We start from the raw sequence: 19,328 nt of genomic DNA on the forward strand, positions 1-19,328 counted from the left end.
AATAAATTGGGGCACCCTTCCATAATGATTATTTTTTAGTTTTCCTTAGAGCTGCTAAAAGCGCTACAATGGAAAGAATTAGTGATATGACAGCCAGGGTGATGATCAGCGTTTGGTTGCTATCACCTTCTGTTGTTGCTGACTCCTTTGAATTGTCAGTTGTCGTGGAATCATTAGTGTCAGCTTCATCTTTGTGACCATGGTCCGCAGGTTCTGCATCAGCCTTGGGCGCAACCGTAATTTCCGTTACAGAATGCGGTAGGTCTGAGCCTTCTTCACCGCTCCATTCAACAATTTCACCATCTTCGTAATATTGAAATGCATCCCAGGCAACATTCGTTTCTTCTTTAGGATTTTGTGCTACGAAAGAGAATTGCTGGAATTGTCCAGCTGCTATTCCTTCGTCAGTTGCTGCCCAAGTTACCGTTTTTACATGCCCATCTTTGTCACCTTCTGTCGTTACTTTCCATCCCGGTACAGGCTGATAGCTTTCAAAAGTAACTCCTTCAGGTACTTTTAAAGTCACCTTTGTAGTGGCAGTTTCTTTTTCGACGGGTACTTTAATTGTATAAGTTTCCCACGCCTCAGGTGCTGATGAACTAGGCTTGACTGTAACGTGAGCATACGCTGAACCGGAAAAAATGAATAGTGCAGCAAATGTAAAAATAAGAAGCTTTGAAATGTTTTTCATTGGTATTAATCCCTCCTGTTATGAATTTCCTATGAAAATTATAAAATCAGCATTGATTGAATCCAGGCTTTCAGTTAATCCGTGAACATGGATACTCCACTTTCCTGGCATGGTTAATAAAGACTTTGATGTAAATGTACCTGTGTTTTTCTCCTTCATCTGCAGCTTTATTTCACCATTTTGCGTATCCAATGGCTGCATTGTGATTGTAAGCTGCTCTATATCAGCAATTGGCTTGCCTTCATTGGAAAGGTTTACTTGAATCAGGTTATCCCCGACTTCATTGGGGGTCACCATTAATGTAACCTCATTATTTTCTTCAGTCAGTAACGTCTTTTCGATAGGCCCGGGAGATGACATGGCAGTTTGGACATTTGTCAGCAGAGCTGCAACGACAAGTATGACGATCCCTAAACAAAACTCGATTCCCACACTATAACCAAGTTTTTTCGTTTGCTTTCTCCCTCGGAGAAAATGAAGGCCTCCTAAAACGATCATGACTAACATGAGACCGATTTTCGCTAGTAACAATTGACCATATGTTGTGTTAAACAATGAATGGATAGTCGGTATATGCTGTAAACTGCTATATATCCCGCTGACAATCAGTATGATTACAAACAGAAATGACCATTTGGAAAACCTTGAAATGATCGACCAGTAAAACGTTCTCTTATCTTCTTGGACTGCCTGACGATTAGCTAGCCCAGGCAAAATCACCAATAAGGCCATAAGGCCACCGAGCCATAAAGCCATGGACAATAAATGAAGGAAATCCATCAAAACGGCCAGAACCTGATTAGGAACGGCTGCTGTATGTCCAGTTAAAGCCTTACAAATCATCAAGCAGGCAATTATGATGAAAGAAAGGTAAGGTAGTGATTTATTCAGGGTGTTCTCGAGCATGAAATAAATCACTAAAAATAGAAGCAGCAATATTAGAATTTCAATGATCCAGACCGATCCAAAGTTTGTAGCATTCAATACTTCTTTAATATAACTAACTTTAAATGCATCAGTCCAACCTACGCCAGCATCAATCGTAACTTTTAAAGGCAGACTGCAGAAGATGGAAAATGCTAAACCTGCATATGAAAGCCAAAGGTATAGACGAGTTCTTCTGCTAGCTTCAAAAAGTCGAGAATCCTTCATTAACGATAATCTGAAAAAAAGGATTCCGGTTAGGGCAGCGAAGCATATGTATTGAAGACTTTGCAGGATTACATTGATGGAATTCGGAAAACTTGCACTCACTTCGGAATTTTCTTGGTCTGAAAGACCAGCTGAATCTCCGAATTGAAAGGGTATTGTTCCTTCGATGGGATGGCCATCACTCGAAACCACTCTCCATTTAATGTAGTAAATCCCTTCATCGATAGTGTCCTGCCACTTAGCTTCCAGTACTTTTTCACTTTGTTCCGAGATTGCACTGTCTTGGATTTGAATTTTGTCCCCATCTTGGCTGAATACCTCAAGCGAATGGAAGGCTGGTTGTATATTCTCACTGAATTGAATGCTGATTTTTTCAGGAAGAGCATCCATTGCTTCATTCGGGCTAGGATTAGAGCTTATTATTGTAGCATGACCAAAAGCCATTGCCGGGTTTAAAAGCAAAACGAACAGGCTGACTACCAGCCAAAAATATTTTTTCATCTTGGTGTGCCATCATCCTTTCATCAAATTATGTAAGCTTATTATAAAAGGAAAATGTGAAAAAACAGTGAAAATAAATTAGTTATCTAAAGGCAGTTTAAGAGGTTCGCTAGAAAAGTGATAACAATAAGGTTAGATGACCTGCCTCCCTCCCTCCATTATAACCATAGTATTGGTTGGGGATTCCGCTTTGCACCAAAGCATTAATAGGTATCCTCCGAAAAATACATTAAGAAATAATTAAGGTTCCTTTGGTAACCTGGCCCTATCATGTTTGCAGGAATTATAGGAGGGATAGGCTTTGCTAAAGAAGGGGTTAAAAGAAAAAAGCGTTAAGGTGATCTTGGTTGGTTCTCTTGTGGGGATGGGGACATCCACTTATATGCCCGAGGCATGGGCGGCGGAAGGCGCGTCTGTCATTCAGGAAGAGGCACAAACGGTAAATAGTCTTTCAAAGCTAGAAATAGAAGGGATAGAACTGGATCAAAAATTTTCGGAAGATGTACACGATTATAGTTCGGCAGTGGGGGATGATGTGGAAAAGATCACATTGCTTGCAGCAAGCCCTAACGAGAATGCAGCCATATACGTGAATGGGGTAAAAATGACAGATGGTAAAGTGAAGGATTTAACTCTTCAAACAGGTCTGAATACATTTGAAATCACTGTCAGCGATGGGGAAAATGAAACGGTTGCCTATACTCTCAAGGTCGAAAAACTTGAAAGTGATGATAACCTTTTAACATCGATTGGATTATCAAAAGGCTCATTAACATTCGATTCTAAAGTGACAGCTTATAATGCTTCAGTTGAAAATGAAGTCCAGTCCGTTACGGTAACTCCGACATTGAGTGACAGTACCGCAATTGTAAAGGTGAATGGAAAGGATGCTACCGGTGCCGGTGTAAAGGTTAGCCTTCCAGTCGGTAAGACAACGGTGAAGATTGTCGTTACAGCAGAAAATGGAGATGAAAAAACCTATACGCTTACGATTACACGGGCTGCAGCCAAGGAAACCGAATCGAATGATGCTCCTAAAGAGAGTGAAGTTCAAAAGGAGCCATCAACAGAAACAAGTAAAGCTCAACCTTCCTCGGATAAGGGGAATAAATCATCTTTAACATCAGCAGAATCCTCGGATAAGGGGAGTAAATCACCTTTAACATCAGCGGAATCCTCCAATAATCTAAAACCAAGCAGTGGTGTCAGCCAAGTGCCGAAAGCACAGCAAATTGAAAGTAATTCAACACAAAAACTTAAAACGGATTCTATAGAGAAGGTAGCGTCAGCAGATTCTTTAGGCGAGGAAGGCAATAATGCACCAGTGTTGAACAATCTGACTGTATCAACCGGAGTATGGAACAAATCTTTTGAATCTAATGAGCATACCTATCATATCGAGGTCGATAATGATATTTCTTCAGTCGAAATGGATGCATCGACAAATGCCAGCGGAGCAACGATTGAATATGACGGTGAGAGCAGTAAACAAGTGAAGATCAAGGATAAAGCGAAGACGGCCATTTCCGTTACCGTATCAAAGGATGGGGAGCGCCGGACTTACGTCCTGGTTTTCGAAAAGGATGTGGAGGTGGAGATGGATGAGGAAGAAACCGTGGATGATGTCAAAACAAAAGAGATGGAAGTTGAGCCAACACAAATGAGTACGGCTGGCAAGAAAGTGATCGATACATCCAATGATACAGAAGGCCAGGTTAATGTGGAACAGCCTGTCGAGACTGTGTCATTCTTTGGGAATATAAAGGATTTCTTCACCTCCCTGTTTAAATAGGATCGTTCTGAATCCTGCAAAAAAGGACAAGGTTTAGGCTTGTCCTCGGATTCATAATTTTATGGGCAAAATGATTTGGACCTCGGTTCCATGGTTTAGTTCGCTGTTAAAGCGGACCTTTCCCCGATGCGCCTCGATGATTCGGCAACTGACTGTCAGTCCTAATCCGGTTCCTTTTTCTTTAGAAGAATAGAAAGGTTCTCCAAGATGCTTTATCCGGTTTTTTTCAATTCCGCTTCCATTATCTTTGATGGTGATGGAAAGGTTATTGTCCATGCGTTCGAAATCAATCCAAATGTGATCGGCGGATGCCTCCATCGAATTCTTGAGCATGTTTATGAAAACTTGTTTTAATTGGTTTCCCTCACATAAAAGAAGCGGTATTTCGTTTTTAACAGATATTGATATTTGGGTGGGGTACGAGTCCGCCTCTGGTTTCAACAAGGTTTTGACATCATTCATCAGGTCGATGATTTGATGTTTGCTGAATGGAAGTTCCTGTGGTTTTGCCAGAACGAGTAACTCGCTTACAATAAGATTGATCCGGTCCAACTCACTTAACATGATTGTGTAGTATTGTTCATAGGGATGGTCGCTCTTTTTAAGCAGCTGGACGAAACCTTTTAAAGAAGTCAGCGGGTTTCGTACCTCGTGGGCCACACTTGCGGCAAGTTCGCCGACTATCGATAATTTTTCGGTTCTTCTTAAGCGTGCTTCGGTTTCCCGGATTTGAGTGACCTCTTTAGCATAAGTAATGATTCCGACTAAATCCTCGCCAACCATCATCGGGACAAACGTACAAGAAAGTAAGATGGACTTCCCGTACTTCGTCAGGAATTCTATATCTTTCCCTTTTTTGATCCCCTTATGGTTTTCCATGACATATTGGCAAGATGTACGGATCAATTCCGCGTCTTCTGCTGAGAAGTTCAAATTAATGAATGAGGCTCCATGTATTTCTTCCTGTTGAAAGCCTGTTACCGTTTCAAATCTAGGATTCACGGTCGTGATTATTCCGTTTAAATCAAGCATCAGCATCGGATATGGGTTGTGTTCAAACAATGATTTATAGCGTTGTTCACTTTCGAATAATTGATTCTCCGCGACAACCCTTTCAGAAATATCCCTGCCAATGACGACTAAGCCTTTTCGTGAACCATCCTCATTGAACAGGGGAACTTTGATTGTATCAAATGTCTTGTGATTGCCATCGGGAAGAGGGATGATTTCCTCACACCGTGTGATTTCCCCTTTTACCCACGTTTCTTCATCGGAAACTTCACAGTAGATCAACGACTCTTTATAAAATTCCGAGTATTCTGCGAGCTCACTGTCTCTTTTTCCCTTATAATCTACATGCTCCAATTGAAATAATTGCAGCCCGAAGGTATTGGATTCAAGCCATCGGCCATCACCATCCTTGAAGTTAACGAAATCCACCATTGAATTGATGAGTGTACGCCGGCGTTGTTCCGCTTCTTTTAATCGTTTGAATTCTTCCCTTTTAGCTAAATAAAGATATAAGACCAAGCCTATTGATAAAAGGAAAACAAAGCCTTCCACTCTTTGAAGTTGAATAAAGACCTCTTTATTTTGGATATTTGTAGTTAAAAAATAGTCGAACACGACTAATGTAAGAATCCCGGAAAGGATATATATTGCTAAGATGGAGCGTTTGGACATGGAGATTCTCCCTGATTTTAAGACATTTCAAAGGTAAAATTACATACACATTTTAACAAACTATCGGAAAAAAATATATGCAGAATCCTAAATAAAAAAACAGGGCCAATGTGGTCACCTGTTTTTTCTGAAGAAGGTAAGTTTCTTTTTCTTTTTTGCACGCTTATAGATAATGAAAAATAGTAAGAAGAGGAGTGCGAGTGCAGCTAGCGTATATTGGTTCATTTCAACAGATAGCAGTCCATAGGGAATCAGCGATAGGAAGAAAAAGTATATAAGGTTGCCAAGCCCCGTCGCTAATAAAAAATCCTTGAACGTGACAGTGCTGACTCCAGCTGCCAAGTTAATTAAGCTTGTTGGGATAAGCGGGAAAATCCTGCCTGTAAAAACGTACATGAAGCCATGCTCCACAACGGTTTCTTGCCATTTTTCGCCAACCTTCTTTAAGAGAAGCTCCTGAAACCAGTTTCTTGCTGCATAAAAAATGAATCCTGAGGCAACCACACTTGTAAACCAACTCCATAGATAGCCATATATGAATCCGAATATCGTGACATTGATAGTCAGGAGCAAAATTAAGGGGATGATTGTAAAAGAATTTTGTACAAACATCAATACGAATGTCACAATAAATGTAAGCAAAAGGTTTTCCTTCAATATGCTAATAACAGAATCTAGGTCACTTTTCCAAACTAATGTGAACAGCTCTGCATTAGAGTATATAAATATTGCAATTACAAGTAGACCGATTATGGTCAGGACTTTTTTCAAAGGGCCACCACCATTCTTACTAATAGTTTATCATTTTCGAGTTCATTGGTGAAAAAAAAGAGCTGCCGCATCATGCAGACAGCTCTTTTCCATTATAGTGGCTTAACGGCGCGAAGATTCCTTTTAAAGCCACTTTTCAAACTGAATTCTTTTGTTCATTCCATAAATGATTGGCGCTCCAATTAGGAGGACAACGAACTCACCGACAGCTGTAGTCATCCAGCTTAGCCAGAATGGCAAGCCAAAGGCAAGGTTCAGTTCAATTGCAATTAAAAACATTGTGAACGTGAAAAAGATAATCGTGGCGATCATCCGTCCTTTAATGCCTTTTATGAAACGAGATACATAAATGACAAGCAATAAGGCGAGCAGGGATTGCCCCACCCCAAAAATCAAATCATATGGTACCATCGGTGAAAAGAGCAGATTCGATATGAAGACTCCGCCAACGATACCGTAGATATACTTTTTATTGAATACAATCAGATGATTCAACATTTCCGGTACACGGAATTGGAACATCTCAAAAGCTATTGGTTTAAACACCAATGAGACCGCCACATACAAGGCAGCCAATAACCCGTTTATCACGAGTGTACGAACATTCATTTTACTCTCTCCCTAGTTTTTTATCGTGGGATGGTTACGAACCACGTGTAGGCGTTTACCCGATGTTTAATAGTATCTCATGTAAGCTTGTTTCGTCAATTTGTAAAGAATGGTTTTAATTTATTAGTTTCCAAGCAGGAGAAGTAGCACAATAGGATTTTGATTTATTGCAATGAAGGATGATATTATTTTAATATGTACGTCAAAGGAGTGAATATAAAATGTCGATCGAGAGTGTCAAAAGCCATTTTAAACAATGGAATCGGGAAGGCGACGTAAAGGAGTTCGAAACATCGAGTGCTACGGTGATTGAGGCAGCGGAAACCATCGGTGTTATCCCAGCGCGGATTGCTAAGACTCTTTCCTTTAAAGGGGAAGGTGAACCCGCAATTTTGGTAGTTGCCGCAGGGGACGCCAAAGTGGATAATAAGAAATTTCGTCAGACATTCGGTTTCAAGGCACGAATGCTTTCGCCTGAAGAAGTCCTTGCACAGACCGGTCATGCAATCGGAGGCGTTTGCCCGTTTGGTCTGGCAAACGATTTAGCTGTTTTTCTTGATGTATCGATGAAGCGCTTCGAGTCATTGTTCCCGGCTTGCGGCAGTGCGAACTCTGCAATAGAACTTACACTCGCTGAATTGTTTGAATATTCAGGTGCAAAGGATTGGGTGGATGTTTGTAAGGGTTGGGAAGAAAAGGAGAATGAGGAAACGGCGGTAGGCAATGCAGTTGATGGCATTTGATCAATGGGTGCCAAAAAATTAGATTAACATGATTGGGATTGAGTCCACTGCAGTGGACTTTATTTGTGGGGGCCGCATGCATTTCTATGATTAAAGCGGAAAACGGGCAGAAAGTGTTCCTGAGCGGAGGTTGAAAGATGTTAAATGGAAGCGAAAGAAAAAGCAATAGCAGCTATCTTAGTCTTAAAACTCTTTATGAAGAAAATATAACGGTTAAGAGCATTGCCCAGGAGCTTGAGTTTTGCCATAAAAATGATCTGGCTCTGGATATTCAGAAAGCATTGGAAAAAAAGAATTTTGATATATTGGCAGTCAAAGATCAAGGGGAAATCATCGGGTATATCGAAAGGGAAGAACTAGGTGAAGGAAGTATTTCTGAATATTTAAAAAGATTTTCACCAAGGGAAATGGTTTCGGATTCAACCCCTTTGATCCAGCTTCTCCATATTTTCAAGAATAAAACAAGGGTGTTCGTATTAGAGAATAATTCAATTAAAATGTTGATTACCCATGCCGACCTTCAAAAGCCTCCGATCAGGATGCTGATATTCGGATATATTACCTTATTGGAAATGAGGATGAGTGATATCATCCTGGATAGATTCGGCGATGGCAGCTGGTATCCAATGATCAGCGAAGACCGTTTAGAAAAGGCAACCGAATTATATAGAAGGAGAATCGATAAAAATGAGGATATCAATATAATAGAGTGCCTGCAAATCAGTGATAAATTCGATATTATACATAAAGATAAAGAATTGAGGTGCTTCTTCCAAATCCCTTCGAAAAGTAAAGGGAAGAAGGATGCGAACGCCATCCGGAAATTACGGGATAAGATTTCCCATGCTAATGAACTGGGTCTGGACATGTCATGGATGGAAATCATCGAGGTTGTCGAGTCCTGCGGCCGACTGCTCGAAATCTCTGAATCCTATCCTTACGAAAAATAAGATCCGGCTAATCATGCTGGTTCTTTTTTAGCTCATCCAGACAGAAAAAAACTGCCCATATCAGGCAGTCTCCCCGAAAATTCAAAACTCCGGCAGTTGATCCAGGTTATTTTCCTTTATCCCATCGGGCTCACTCCGCAATATGTCACGTCCATATTTATGAAAGACGTCAACATTGGCCAGGTTGCCCGCCTTTGCTTCCGCAAGGGCTGTGGGGTAGTCGAGTTCGCGGCCGGAGTTCGTCTTGATGGCGATAATATTGTCCTCTTCATTTTTCCTTACGGCGATGATTTCTTCTTTTCCTGCTGAATCAGGTTGGTTTGCTTGCGGTGTTCCCTGCTGTTTATATGATTCATAGGCTTTTTCAAATTGGTCCATGTTTTGGACACCTCCTATTTATAGGGTGAGCCATTTTTTCTGCAATATACAAACCGGATTTCGTCCAACTTGAGCCGTTATTTCGTCCAAATGGGCCGATTTTTCGGCACTTTTTTTAAGTGAATGCTGTCTTCTTGGCCTTTTTACAGTGGCATGGCACTTGCATCTATTTTAAGTAAGTAGTAGCAGGTTTAAGTAGTGCAAGTTTAAGTAGTAGCAAGAAATAATATCCACTGGATTAAGGGAGGAAAATGAATCATGAATGTAAAACAAGGGGCAAGCACTGTAAATGCAAAACAACAGGTTAAGACAATGAAAGCGGCGGTCGTCAATGAATTTAACCAAAAACTTGAGATTAAAGAAGTACCCATCCCGGAATTGGAGTATGGTGAGATATTAGTGAAAATTAAAGCCTGTGGCGTGTGTCATACCGATCTACATGCGGTACATGGTGATTGGCCGGTAAAACCCAAACTTCCGCTAATCCCCGGACATGAGGGTGTGGGCATTATAGAAAAGGTGGCAGAAGGCGTAACTTCCTTGAAAGTGGGTGACCGTGTTGGGATCCCATGGCTTTATTCGGCATGTGGCGATTGTGAATATTGTCTGACTGGAAGGGAAACGCTTTGCTTGGATCAATTGAATGCAGGTTATTCCGTGGACGGCGGGTATGCGGAATATTGTAAAGCACCTGCCAAATATGTGGTGAAGGTTCCTGAAGGGCTTGACTTTGCGGAGGTATCACCGATTTTCTGTGCAGGTGTAACGACTTACAAGGCGCTTAAGGTATCAGAAGCAAAACCTGGTGATTGGGTAGCGGTTTATGGAATTGGCGGATTGGGACATGTTGCCCTGCAATACGCAAAAGCGATGGGCTTTAATGTTATTGCTGTCGATATTCAAGATGATAAGCTTGATCTGGCAACGGAACTGGGGGCGGATTACACGGTTAATGGGCTTAAGACCGATCCTGTACAGGCCATAAAGGATAAGGTTGGCGGTGTGCAGGCATCCATTTCTGTGGCGGTTACGAAAAAAGCATTCGAACAGGCTTACAGTTCAGTCAAGAGGGGCGGCACACTTGTCGTAGTCGGATTGCCGAATGATGAACTTCCAATCCCGATTTTTGATACAGTGTTAAATGGGGTAACTGTAAAAGGGTCCATCGTCGGGACGAGAAAAGATTTACAGGAAGCTGTTCAATTTGCGGCTGATGGAAAAGTCAGAACGAATATTGAAACAAGAAAGCTTGATGAAATCAATGACGTGTTTTCCATGATGGAAAAGGGAGAAATCAACGGACGTATCGTATTGACGCTAGAATAGGAACAGAGGAGGAAGCCCTGGAACGGGGCATCCTTCTTTTTATTATGTCTGGCTCTTCTCATTTAATATATAGCGCAATTTCCTTATGGATATCTGCAAGCGTTTGGCAGCTTCATTCCGGTTGCCGTAGGTTTTTTGCAGTGCCTGCATGACGAGCTCCTTTCCAATTGTTGATTGAAGCTGTTTGATTTCCGTAAGGATTTCTTCAAGCATCAGTTCATCCTTCTCATTAAAGTCAGCCACCAGCCTTTTTCGCCACTCTTCAAGAAGGTTTTCAGTTGACTGAATCTCATTAGGTGACACAATTTTGTCAGGAGTGATCTGGCTGTTGGATAGTGAGATATCATTGGCGGTTATTACCGCCTTATTGTCTGCAAGAGTTAGCGTGCGCATGACCACATTAGAAAGTTCGCGTATGTTGCCTGGCCAGTTGTATTGCTGTAATTTTTCAATGGCTTCATTCGAAAAAGAAATATCTCCATGACCATTTCTCTCAACCAAGTGACGGACAAGCAACGGAATATCCTCTTTTCGGCTCCTTAATGGCGGGATATCCAAAGTCACGACGTTAAGTCGGTAAAATAGGTCTTCCCGAAATTTATTCTTGTCCACTGCCTGCTGCAGATTTTCATTGGAGGCCGCCACTAACCGGGCGTTCGTCCGTAATGTCCCGCTGCTGCCAACCCGCATGAATTCCCGTGTTTCCAAAACCCTAAGCAATTTGACTTGAATGGCGGGACTCGCATCCGCAATTTCATCAAGGAAAAGCGTCCCGTTCCCTGCAATTTCGAAAAAACCCTTTCGCAGCTGGGTCGCTCCTGTGAAAGCTCCCTTTTCATGACCGAATAATTCGCTTTCCAGCAGGGATTCAGAGATCGCTCCACAATTGATGCCGATAAAAGGTTCATGGTTCCGGGGACTGGCAATGTGGATGAAGCGGGAAAGCACTTCTTTACCGCTTCCAGTTTCTCCTTCAATTAATACATTGACCGATTTTTGGGCCACCTTGAAAGCCGTTTCAATCAAATTCTTCATTAAAGGACTTTCACCGACAATGAGTCCTGAATCCTCGGCTAGCTTATGGATGAAATGCTGATTCAAAGCTTCATTTTCATTCAATAGGTTGTCAATCTGCCTTTCCAGTACTTCAATATCCACGAAGGGTTTTTCCATGTAATCACTCGCGCCGAGCTTCATTGCATCAACAGCGGTCTTGACGGTGCTGTATCCGGTCATGATCAGTACCTTGCACCGCGGCTGCAGTTGTTTTAGATGCTGAAGGAGGGAAAGCCCATCACAATCCGGAAGCTTCAAATCTATCATTGCGACATCAAAACGCTGTTGATTCCAATCGATCTCATGAAACTCCTTGCCGCTATTCACAACTTGTACGAGGTAACCTTTCATCGTAAAAAGGCGGGATAGAAAAGTCCCAACCTCTTTCTCATCGTCTACCACAAGTAAATGAACCACCTTATCATCCCCTTTCCTCTCCTTGTAAGGGAAGCCTCAGGAAAAAAGTGCTTCCTTGTCCTGGTGTGCTCAAAACGTCGATCTTTCCGCCATGGTCTTTGGCGATGCCGAGGCTTACAGACAGCCCCAAACCTGTACCTTTTTCACGGTCTTTAGTCGTATGAAAGGGATGGAATATGAAGGGCAGGCGTTCTTTTTCAATCCCCGTTCCGTTATCAGTCACCTGAACCACCATGAACTTGTTTTCTGTATAGGTAGTGATCGCAATTGATTTTTCCGTTTGGGCGGACTCATCCAATGCGTCCTTGGCATTCAATAGCAAGTTGATGATGATCTGTTCTATCTGCGGCTGGCTGCCCTTTATGAAAGGAAGGTCTTCCTGAAGGGTAAGATGGAGGGAGATTTGCTTCTTCCCAAGTTGGAACTTCAATAGGTTCAGAACCTGGTGAATGGCTTCGTTAATAGAGTAATAGTGGAATCTATACTCATCCTGCCTTGAAAAGGTAAGCAGGCTTTTCACTATTTGCCTGCATCGGTCCCCACAAATCTTGATATCGTCCAATAGCATATAATCCGGATTGTCCTTTGGGGTTTTCCGTAATAAAATTTGCGAGTTACCAAGAATGGCCGTTAATGGGCTATTCAATTCATGGGCAATCCCTGCTGCCATTTCACCAATCGCCCCAAGTTTCCCGGCATGCAATAGCTGGACTTCCATCTGTCTTCTTTCGGTGACATTTTTATAATAAGCAATGACCCCATATACTTGATGCTCCTTATTCTGAATCGGGTAGGCATGCATTTCCAAGATGGTATCATGCTGAAGGAGAATTTCCTGAAACCCTGGCTTATTACACGTAAAGGTATCTTGAATCAGAGATTGGGATTTTTCAATTAAAGCAAGCAGGTCGGAAAATTCCCTAGCTGAATCATTGGATTGATAGACCGTTCCTTTGTGATCAAAGACGATGATCATATCCTCAACTGCCTTGAATGTATCCTCCCACTCCTGTTTGGAATGAAGAACTTCCTTATAAAGCTGGGCATTCTCCAAAGTTAACGCAAGCTGGTTGGATAGTTGCTCAAGAAATTCGAGTTCATCTTCATGCCAAGTTTTCTTTTTCTTCCTGCCGAAAGTCCAAATTCCGATTTTTTTACTTTTTCCGTATAAAGGGACTAATAGAAGTGATTCGATTTCAAGGGATAATAGACGTTCCTTTTCTGGGAATTCCGGTAGCCGTTTAACTTCCACCTGAATCGGCTGTTTGTCCTTCAAGGCCGATGAGAAATCCTGAAAAGGGTGTAACAAGTTTTTGGGATCCATTTCAAGTTCGCAGTGACCATTAGGGCAGATGTGAAGCAGGGCAGGTTCTTCCTCATACAGTATGACAAAATGACTGTCATCGAAGGTAATGAGCTGCTTAAGTTTTGCAATAACATTTCGGAGAGTCTCTTGGATGTCGATGTCCATATTCATATTTTTAGTGATGTCATTCATGATTTCAAGCTGCATATTCTTCTTCTTCAGCTGATCCACGGTTTTCTTAAGTTCCGTGTAATACGTTTTCTTTGAGGATTTAACGCCTGTCATTAAATCTATCATTTCAAGTTTGTTCATACTTTTCACCTCTTATAGGGCTGTAAGAAGCAGCTGATTTATCTGATCTAATGACATATCACGAGGATTTGTGATCATGCAGGCATCCTCAAGAGCGGTCATCCCAATGGGATCTATCATTTCTTTCGTAATGCCGACATCACTTAAAGTTTTGGGAGCCCCTATATCCTGTGATAATTCCCTTACGAAGCTAATGGCTGCCATTCCTGCTTGCTGCTCGGTCAATGCCCGTGTATCGATACCCATGATGTCGGCAATCTCGCGGAATCGCCTTGGTGAGGCAATTCGATTGAAATCCATGACATGGGGAAGGAGTATCGCATTGATTTCACCATGCGGAAGGAGGTACTTGCCGCCTAGGGCATGTGAAATGGCATGGGCAGCTCCCAAAATGGCATTGGAAAAGGCCAGTCCAGCCTGCAGGCTCGCCATCGCCATCGCTTTTTTTGCTTCCTCATTATGCCTGGATGCAACAGAGGGGCGTAAGTGACGGGAAACGATGGAAAGCGCGTTTTTAGCTTGTACATCTGTCAAAGGTGTCGCAGCGATTGAAACATAGGATTCAATGGCGTGGGTTAAAACATCCATTCCCGTAGCTGCTGTCAAATCCGGTCCCAAGGTGGTTAAGGTACCAGGGTCGACTATTGCAATATCGGGGACGAGTGATTTTGAAATGATCGTCATTTTTTTCTCGCGGAATGAATCGACGATCACCGAAAACTGGGATACTTCCGAACCCGATCCAGCAGTGGTCATGATCATCACCATGGGCGGGAGGGGAGAGTGGACTTTATCAACCCCTTCATAATCACTGATGATGCCGCCATTCGTTACTAAAAGGGCAACCCCTTTGGCGACATCCAAAGCACTGCCTCCACCCAACCCGATGATGGCATCACATTCTTGTTCTTTAAATGCCAAACAGCCAGCCTCGATCTCCCTGTCCTTCGGATTGGTCGTCATTTCAATGAAGGTAGCAAAAGCAAGGCCTGCATCTTGGCAGGATTTAATGACTTTATCTAACCAGCCAGCATTGGCCACCCCGGAGTCGCTTACTATCAGCGCCTTTTTGGCACCCAGCCGCAAGCAGGCCTCGCCAGCTTGTTCAATCGAACCTTTTCCAAAAATCACTTCCGGCATCACGAATTTAGTTATCGGCATCTTTGCGCCTTCTCCCTGTAGAAATTCTATCTCTTCTGTATTATTTTCCCGAAAAAGAGCGAAAATCCTGTTTGGATTACAGGTATTTTTATATAATATGACAAAATATCGAATGATAGGGAACTTTCGGCATGAGTCAAACATCCTGTTAATTTCTTTAATTTGTAAATTCGTTACTTTAGACATGCATGAATAGGGATAAACCTACCTAGTTAGTATTTTCTATGTATTGTAAAATTATGGAGGAATCTATTAAACTGGGAGGCAATCTATGAAAAAACAATTTCTGTCGGTAACCTTAATCGCAGCACTGACACTCGGGACAGCCGGGACAACCACCGCATTAGCAGCGCCACATTCATCGCCGGTGCTATCAGCGCCATCCACGGACAAGCAAGTCATTAAAAGAATCGATGCCGATAAAATCTACAAGAATATTGAATACCTCTCACAAACACCTCGGGTGGCCGGTACGGATTCTGAGTATAAAGCCGTCCAATTCATCAAAAAGCAATTTCAATCTTATGGCTATAAAGCCGATATTGAAGAGTTCAATTTTTTATCTTATACAGACCCAAATCTGGTCGAACTGTCCGTTGCCGGATTTGATGGGGAAATCCAAGCGAACCATTTAACCTATTCAGTTAATGGGGACCTATCCGGTGAAGTGGTATATGCCGGTTTAGGAACGAAAGAAGAGCTTGAGGAAACCGACGTTGCAGGGAAGATTGCCCTTATACAAAGAGGAAGCCTCACTTTTGCAGAGAAAGTATTGAATGCAGCGGAAAAAGGGGCAGCGGGAGTCATCCTATTCAATAATGCAGATGGGGAATTAAACGGGACACTCGGAGAGGATAATGACAAGTATATTCCATCCGTCACTATCACCAAAAAGGATGGAGAAGCCCTTCTGGAAAAATTGAATGCTGAAGTCAAATTGACAGCATCATTAAAAATTGAAGGAGCCTATTCCGGAGAAAAAACCTCTTATAATGTAGTGGCAACGAAAAAAGCAACAAAGAACAATAAAGCAACAAAGAACGATATCATTTATATTACTGGCCATCATGATTCCGTCGCAGGAGCACCCGGAGCGAATGATGATGCATCAGGAACATCCGTCACCCTTGAACTTGCCCGTGTTCTGAAGAATCTTCCTACAGATACGGAAATTCGCTTCGTCACCTTTGGGGCAGAGGAAAATGGATTGCTGGGTTCAAAGCATTATGTGAGCAATCTCCCTGATGATGATATCAAGCGGACCATTGCCAACTTCAATCTCGATATGGTGGGAAGCAAGGATGCCGGAGATTTGGTCATTTTGACTAATGATGGAGAAATGAACCTTGTAACCGAGCTTGCCCAGGCATCAAGTACGAGACTGAATGGTGAGCCGACTCCATATGGACAAGGCGGGAGAAGTGACCATGTATCCTTTTCTGAGGCTGGGATTCCCGCTGCTTTATTCATCCACAGTCCATCAGAGCCTTGGTATCATACTCCTGATGATACCATTGATAAAATCTCAAAAGAAAAGCTTCAAGATGTTGCTGAAATTGTCGGCACCGCTGTCTATGACCAAGCAAAAATTGAAGCTAAAAAACCTGATCTCAATCATAAAAAAGGGAAAAAGGTGAAAGTTCCGCATTTATTTGACGAAAAGGAATTCAAATAATGCAGTAAATATTCAGAGGGTGCAGCATGCACCCTCTTTTTATGTTTAAAAATGGAAAATTAGGGGTGAAAAGTCTAATCTGGAATTGGTGCGTGTGGGATGAATTCCCTAAACACCTAGCATAAATAGCTTATTTATCCCTATTTAACTCTAAGACTATAATCCTTATAATAAAAATTATGAAAAATATGACAGTCTACAAAATGAGAATAGTATGTTTGAGGTGATTTTTTAAGTGTATGCAAATTCATTGAGTGAAATTCACTCAGCCCTTTCCAGTAAAATGTCCGATGTGAATGAAAAAATCAACCGTTTGGAGCAGGCAAAAAGACAAATCAAAGAAGAACAGAATGCTTGTCTTGGTGAAATCGCTAAAATTAAAAATCCGGACTTGGCAAAAAGCTGGACTGGAAACCGTGCAGAAGACTTTCAAGATGCCCGCAGTGATGCATACAAGGCAATGTCAACGATCATTCAAGATGATTATGACGACTATCAAGAGAAAATCGACGGTAAAATCATGATGCTTAATATAGAGAAAAAGGCTCTGAGTGCAGCAGGTACGATAGCACATGAAGCGGATGTTCTTTTAGGCAAAGGAGAAGCCTTCATAGATCAATTGGAAAGCAAAATATCATATTTAAAAGGGTGGTTGTTTTAATGACGACAATCAAACTGAATCATCCTGCCGTAATGAAGCAAGTCGATCAGGTGAAGACGGCACTTGGTACAGTCACGCTTGGAAATTTGCCGGCGGGCGAGCTTGGCAATAATAAATTGGAATTCACCTCGAAATGGATCGACCGCGAAACGAACCTGGAGAAGGTCTTCGAGCAATATATCAAAATCGTCCAGAAAAATGTGGAAGATACCCGTGCCAACATTGACTTATTAAAAGAACAGGATGAAGCCATCGCCCATACGTCTTCACATGGGTATCAGCGATGAAGATATATGAAGCCGAGACATTGACGGCCGCAACCAAGTCGCGCGCCAAGCAATATGAAGAACTAAAGAAGGAAGTCACAGCCCTGAAAAAGGAATTTCAGGGCATCGTCGGCCTGGATAACGAGTTTCAGGGAGCCGGTGCTACTGCCATCAAAAGCTTCTATGAAGCGCAAATCGAGGTGGCGGACGCCTGGATGGAACTATTCACTACCCAGATCAGTTTTTTGGAAGGCATTCCAGCCAGTCTGGAAGAGGCGGACCTATCCGGAAATACGGTGGTCGAGGTTCCCTTTTTAGATGGTGAAGTCTCAAACGGAATCAACCAAGCGAAGTCGCTTGTCGATGAACAAGCGAACGATCTCCAAAGGATCCTGAACAGCATTGACGATATCCTGCCTCTTGATATGTTCGACCAAAAGGACTTTAATGAAAAAATCACGCTGGCAGGGCATAGACTGGATGACACCGTGACAAAGGTCGAGAATGTCGACCGGCAATTGGTCGAGGAATATGATGTGTCCATCGGGCAGGAAAACGTGGCCGTCGGCCTCTTCCGCGCCTTGCTTGATGCCACCAAACAGGACGGCAACGTTTCGCCGATGACATTCAACCAATCGGCATTCAAAAATAGTGACGTCTATCAAGTGAAGGATGAAGTCGCCAATCAGATGAAAGACTATCAGACCTTCAAAAAGCAGCAAGCAGAAGCCCGGAAAATCGAACAGGAAATGGAAGAACTCGAAAACAGCCCATGGTACGAAAAAGCCTGGGATACGACAAAAACCTTTACAGGGGAATTCACGGGATATTATGATTCAATCAGGGCCTCGACCGGAGTCGATCCAGTAACGGGCCGCAAGCTGTCCGATGCCGAACGAATCGCCGCAGGCGCCATGGCAGCCGCTGGATTCATCCCCGTCGTCGGCTGGGCCGGCCGGGCCATCAAGGGCGGCAGCGCCATCTACAAAACCGCCAAAGGACTCAACGCAGCGAACCACGCGCTCGATGCCTATAAAACGACAAAAGGCTTTAGCCTCCTCCAGAAAACCGAATACGGGATATACGGACTCCTCGCAGCCAACGGCCTCGGCGAAGCAGCCACAGGCAAAGACATGTTCGGCAACCAGCTAACCGAGGAACAGCGCCAGAACGGACTGTTGATGGCACTCGGAATCGGCGGTGTGGCAGGTGCGGCCAAAGTCGCTGATAAAGTAGCGAGTGGTACAAAGTTCATCCCTTACAGCAAGGAATTTGCGCAAAAGCAGGTACAGAAGGTTCAAGCCACAATAACAGACATAGCGAGATCAGGAAAAACCACGTTAAAAAATATAGGTGAAGAACTAGGTAAAAAGGAAATTCCTAAAAGTATAAGTGTGGAACAAGTATCCCTCGCAGGAGGTCCAAACCTTCCCCACGTTGTAATGGAAAAGCAGACAATTAAGGAAGCCTATCAGAAATTCACGGTGAAGGATAGCAAAGTAGAGGGTGTTTCAGGGGAGAGTTTTTCTAAGGGGATAGACAAAGGCAAAAATATTAAGGACTATAAAAAGACATTCTTTGATGAATACCCAGACCTTAAAGGTAGTGTAGTAGTTCATCATGCTATAGAGCAACAAATTCTAAAAAGGCACCCGAATTTATTTTCACTTGAGGAAATACATGCTCTAGAAAACCTGAGAGGTATACCAAAAGAAGTAAACAGTGATATACATTTATCAAAAATAAGAATAGATTGGAATAGATTTTATAGAAATAACCCTAATCCCACAAAAGAGGAAGTAATAGGCTATATGATTGAGTTAGATCAAAAATATGGTGAAAATTTTAATCCGCCAGTGAAAAGGTGAGAATGTGATA

The 19,328-nt window shown here is 42.6% G+C and carries 17 protein-coding genes and 1 riboswitch; of the genes, 8 read left to right on the forward strand and 9 right to left on the reverse strand.

Annotation, left to right across the window (positions count from 1 at the left end):
- Positions 1 to 28: 28 nt before the first annotated feature.
- Together OSJ91_RS02280 and OSJ91_RS02285 are read right to left on the reverse strand one after the other, a co-directional pair.
- Positions 29 to 691, reverse strand: a complete 663-nt coding sequence (locus OSJ91_RS02280) for a YcnI family copper-binding membrane protein (RefSeq protein WP_350301036.1) — start codon at positions 689 to 691, stop codon at positions 29 to 31.
- A gap of 18 nt (positions 692 to 709) precedes the next feature.
- Entirely contained in the window at positions 710 to 2,344 is a 1,635-nt protein-coding gene (locus OSJ91_RS02285; protein WP_485890911.1) for a copper resistance protein CopC, read from the reverse strand.
- Between the two features lie 301 nt (positions 2,345 to 2,645).
- Between OSJ91_RS02285 and OSJ91_RS02290 the strand changes: the two genes are divergently transcribed.
- A complete protein-coding gene (locus tag OSJ91_RS02290; RefSeq protein WP_485890912.1) occupies positions 2,646 to 4,136 on the forward strand; it encodes a cadherin-like beta sandwich domain-containing protein in 1,491 nt (496 codons plus the stop codon).
- 51 nt (positions 4,137 to 4,187) lie between these two features.
- Here the strand turns inward: OSJ91_RS02290 and OSJ91_RS02295 are convergent, their stop codons facing one another.
- The 3 genes from OSJ91_RS02295 to OSJ91_RS02305 form a co-directional block, all read right to left on the reverse strand.
- Positions 4,188 to 5,819: a PAS domain S-box protein gene (locus OSJ91_RS02295; protein WP_485890913.1), complete on the reverse strand. Its 1,632-nt coding sequence runs from the start codon at positions 5,817 to 5,819 to the stop codon at positions 4,188 to 4,190.
- Positions 5,820 to 5,933: 114 nt separating this feature from the next.
- Entirely contained in the window at positions 5,934 to 6,590 is a 657-nt protein-coding gene (locus OSJ91_RS02300; protein WP_413015137.1) for a TVP38/TMEM64 family protein, read from the reverse strand.
- A gap of 123 nt (positions 6,591 to 6,713) precedes the next feature.
- Complete coding sequence (locus OSJ91_RS02305; RefSeq protein ID WP_048686195.1) at positions 6,714 to 7,199, reverse strand: QueT transporter family protein; 486 nt, start codon at positions 7,197 to 7,199, stop codon at positions 6,714 to 6,716.
- 6 nt (positions 7,200 to 7,205) lie between these two features.
- Positions 7,206 to 7,250: riboswitch (PreQ1 riboswitch) on the reverse strand.
- A gap of 170 nt (positions 7,251 to 7,420) precedes the next feature.
- On the opposite strand from OSJ91_RS02305, the gene OSJ91_RS02310 reads away from it, so the two are divergent.
- Together OSJ91_RS02310 and OSJ91_RS02315 are read left to right on the forward strand one after the other, a co-directional pair.
- Positions 7,421 to 7,942, forward strand: a complete 522-nt coding sequence (locus OSJ91_RS02310) for a YbaK/EbsC family protein (RefSeq protein ID WP_413015139.1) — start codon at positions 7,421 to 7,423, stop codon at positions 7,940 to 7,942.
- A 137-nt stretch (positions 7,943 to 8,079) separates the two neighbouring features.
- Positions 8,080 to 8,892 (forward strand): hypothetical protein, encoded by an 813-nt coding sequence (locus tag OSJ91_RS02315; protein ID WP_485890914.1) that lies wholly within the window; start codon positions 8,080 to 8,082, stop codon positions 8,890 to 8,892.
- Positions 8,893 to 8,973: 81 nt separating this feature from the next.
- Here the strand turns inward: OSJ91_RS02315 and OSJ91_RS02320 are convergent, their stop codons facing one another.
- Positions 8,974 to 9,270 carry a DUF3892 domain-containing protein gene (locus OSJ91_RS02320; RefSeq protein ID WP_101224982.1) on the reverse strand — a complete coding sequence of 99 codons (297 nt, stop codon included), beginning with the start codon at positions 9,268 to 9,270 and terminating at the stop codon, positions 8,974 to 8,976.
- A 312-nt stretch (positions 9,271 to 9,582) separates the two neighbouring features.
- Between OSJ91_RS02320 and adhP the strand changes: the two genes are divergently transcribed.
- Entirely contained in the window at positions 9,583 to 10,596 is a 1,014-nt protein-coding gene (gene adhP / locus OSJ91_RS02325; RefSeq protein ID WP_342605667.1) for an alcohol dehydrogenase AdhP, read from the forward strand.
- Between the two features lie 42 nt (positions 10,597 to 10,638).
- On the opposite strand, the gene OSJ91_RS02330 is transcribed toward adhP, so the two are convergent.
- From OSJ91_RS02330 to OSJ91_RS02340, 3 genes are read right to left on the reverse strand one after another with little or no spacing between them, the layout of a single operon-like run.
- Entirely contained in the window at positions 10,639 to 12,069 is a 1,431-nt protein-coding gene (locus OSJ91_RS02330; RefSeq protein ID WP_485890915.1) for a sigma-54-dependent transcriptional regulator, read from the reverse strand.
- A 4-nt stretch (positions 12,070 to 12,073) separates the two neighbouring features.
- On the reverse strand, positions 12,074 to 13,687 hold the full coding sequence (locus OSJ91_RS02335; RefSeq protein ID WP_485890916.1) for a GAF domain-containing sensor histidine kinase: 1,614 nt from the start codon (positions 13,685 to 13,687) through the stop codon (positions 12,074 to 12,076).
- Between the two features lie 12 nt (positions 13,688 to 13,699).
- Positions 13,700 to 14,848, reverse strand: a complete 1,149-nt coding sequence (locus OSJ91_RS02340; RefSeq protein WP_350301045.1) for an iron-containing alcohol dehydrogenase — start codon at positions 14,846 to 14,848, stop codon at positions 13,700 to 13,702.
- Positions 14,849 to 15,119: 271 nt separating this feature from the next.
- On the opposite strand from OSJ91_RS02340, the gene OSJ91_RS02345 reads away from it, so the two are divergent.
- The 4 genes from OSJ91_RS02345 to OSJ91_RS02360 all read left to right on the forward strand — a co-directional run bounded on the left by OSJ91_RS02345 (position 15,120) and on the right by OSJ91_RS02360 (position 19,318).
- Positions 15,120 to 16,523 (forward strand): M28 family peptidase, encoded by a 1,404-nt coding sequence (locus tag OSJ91_RS02345; RefSeq protein ID WP_485890917.1) that lies wholly within the window; start codon positions 15,120 to 15,122, stop codon positions 16,521 to 16,523.
- A 235-nt stretch (positions 16,524 to 16,758) separates the two neighbouring features.
- Positions 16,759 to 17,184: a YwqH-like family protein gene (locus OSJ91_RS02350; protein ID WP_485890918.1), complete on the forward strand. Its 426-nt coding sequence runs from the start codon at positions 16,759 to 16,761 to the stop codon at positions 17,182 to 17,184.
- Complete coding sequence (locus OSJ91_RS02355; RefSeq protein WP_034312186.1) at positions 17,184 to 17,471, forward strand: YwqI/YxiC family protein; 288 nt, start codon at positions 17,184 to 17,186, stop codon at positions 17,469 to 17,471. Before OSJ91_RS02350 ends, OSJ91_RS02355 begins: the two co-directional genes overlap by 1 nt.
- Positions 17,468 to 19,318 carry a ribonuclease YeeF family protein gene (locus OSJ91_RS02360; protein ID WP_485890919.1) on the forward strand — a complete coding sequence of 617 codons (1,851 nt, stop codon included), beginning with the start codon at positions 17,468 to 17,470 and terminating at the stop codon, positions 19,316 to 19,318. Before OSJ91_RS02355 ends, OSJ91_RS02360 begins: the two co-directional genes overlap by 4 nt.
- Positions 19,319 to 19,328: the final 10 nt, after the last annotated feature.

It is taken from the genome of Bacillus sp. T-10(2022) (genome assembly GCF_056502895.1).

What these genes read in the sequence shown, in the direction of transcription:
- OSJ91_RS02295 (WP_485890913.1), bottom strand. Translation starts at nt 5,819, where the DNA reads ATGTCCAAACGCTCCATCTTAGCAATATATATCCTTTCCGGGATTCTT.
- OSJ91_RS02315 (WP_485890914.1), top strand. Translation starts at nt 8,080, where the DNA reads ATGTTAAATGGAAGCGAAAGAAAAAGCAATAGCAGCTATCTTAGTCTT.
- OSJ91_RS02320 (WP_101224982.1), bottom strand. Translation starts at nt 9,270, where the DNA reads ATGGACCAATTTGAAAAAGCCTATGAATCATATAAACAGCAGGGAACA.
- OSJ91_RS02345 (WP_485890917.1), top strand. Translation starts at nt 15,120, where the DNA reads ATGAAAAAACAATTTCTGTCGGTAACCTTAATCGCAGCACTGACACTC.
- OSJ91_RS02355 (WP_034312186.1), top strand. Translation starts at nt 17,184, where the DNA reads ATGACGACAATCAAACTGAATCATCCTGCCGTAATGAAGCAAGTCGAT.
- OSJ91_RS02285 (WP_485890911.1), bottom strand. Translation starts at nt 2,344, where the DNA reads ATGAAAAAATATTTTTGGCTGGTAGTCAGCCTGTTCGTTTTGCTTTTA.
- OSJ91_RS02360 (WP_485890919.1), top strand. Translation starts at nt 17,468, where the DNA reads ATGAAGATATATGAAGCCGAGACATTGACGGCCGCAACCAAGTCGCGC.
- OSJ91_RS02340 (WP_350301045.1), bottom strand. Translation starts at nt 14,848, where the DNA reads ATGCCGATAACTAAATTCGTGATGCCGGAAGTGATTTTTGGAAAAGGT.
- OSJ91_RS02310 (WP_413015139.1), top strand. Translation starts at nt 7,421, where the DNA reads ATGTCGATCGAGAGTGTCAAAAGCCATTTTAAACAATGGAATCGGGAA.
- OSJ91_RS02335 (WP_485890916.1), bottom strand. Translation starts at nt 13,687, where the DNA reads ATGAACAAACTTGAAATGATAGATTTAATGACAGGCGTTAAATCCTCA.
- adhP (WP_342605667.1), top strand. Translation starts at nt 9,583, where the DNA reads ATGAAAGCGGCGGTCGTCAATGAATTTAACCAAAAACTTGAGATTAAA.
- OSJ91_RS02280 (WP_350301036.1), bottom strand. Translation starts at nt 691, where the DNA reads ATGAAAAACATTTCAAAGCTTCTTATTTTTACATTTGCTGCACTATTC.
- OSJ91_RS02305 (WP_048686195.1), bottom strand. Translation starts at nt 7,199, where the DNA reads ATGAATGTTCGTACACTCGTGATAAACGGGTTATTGGCTGCCTTGTAT.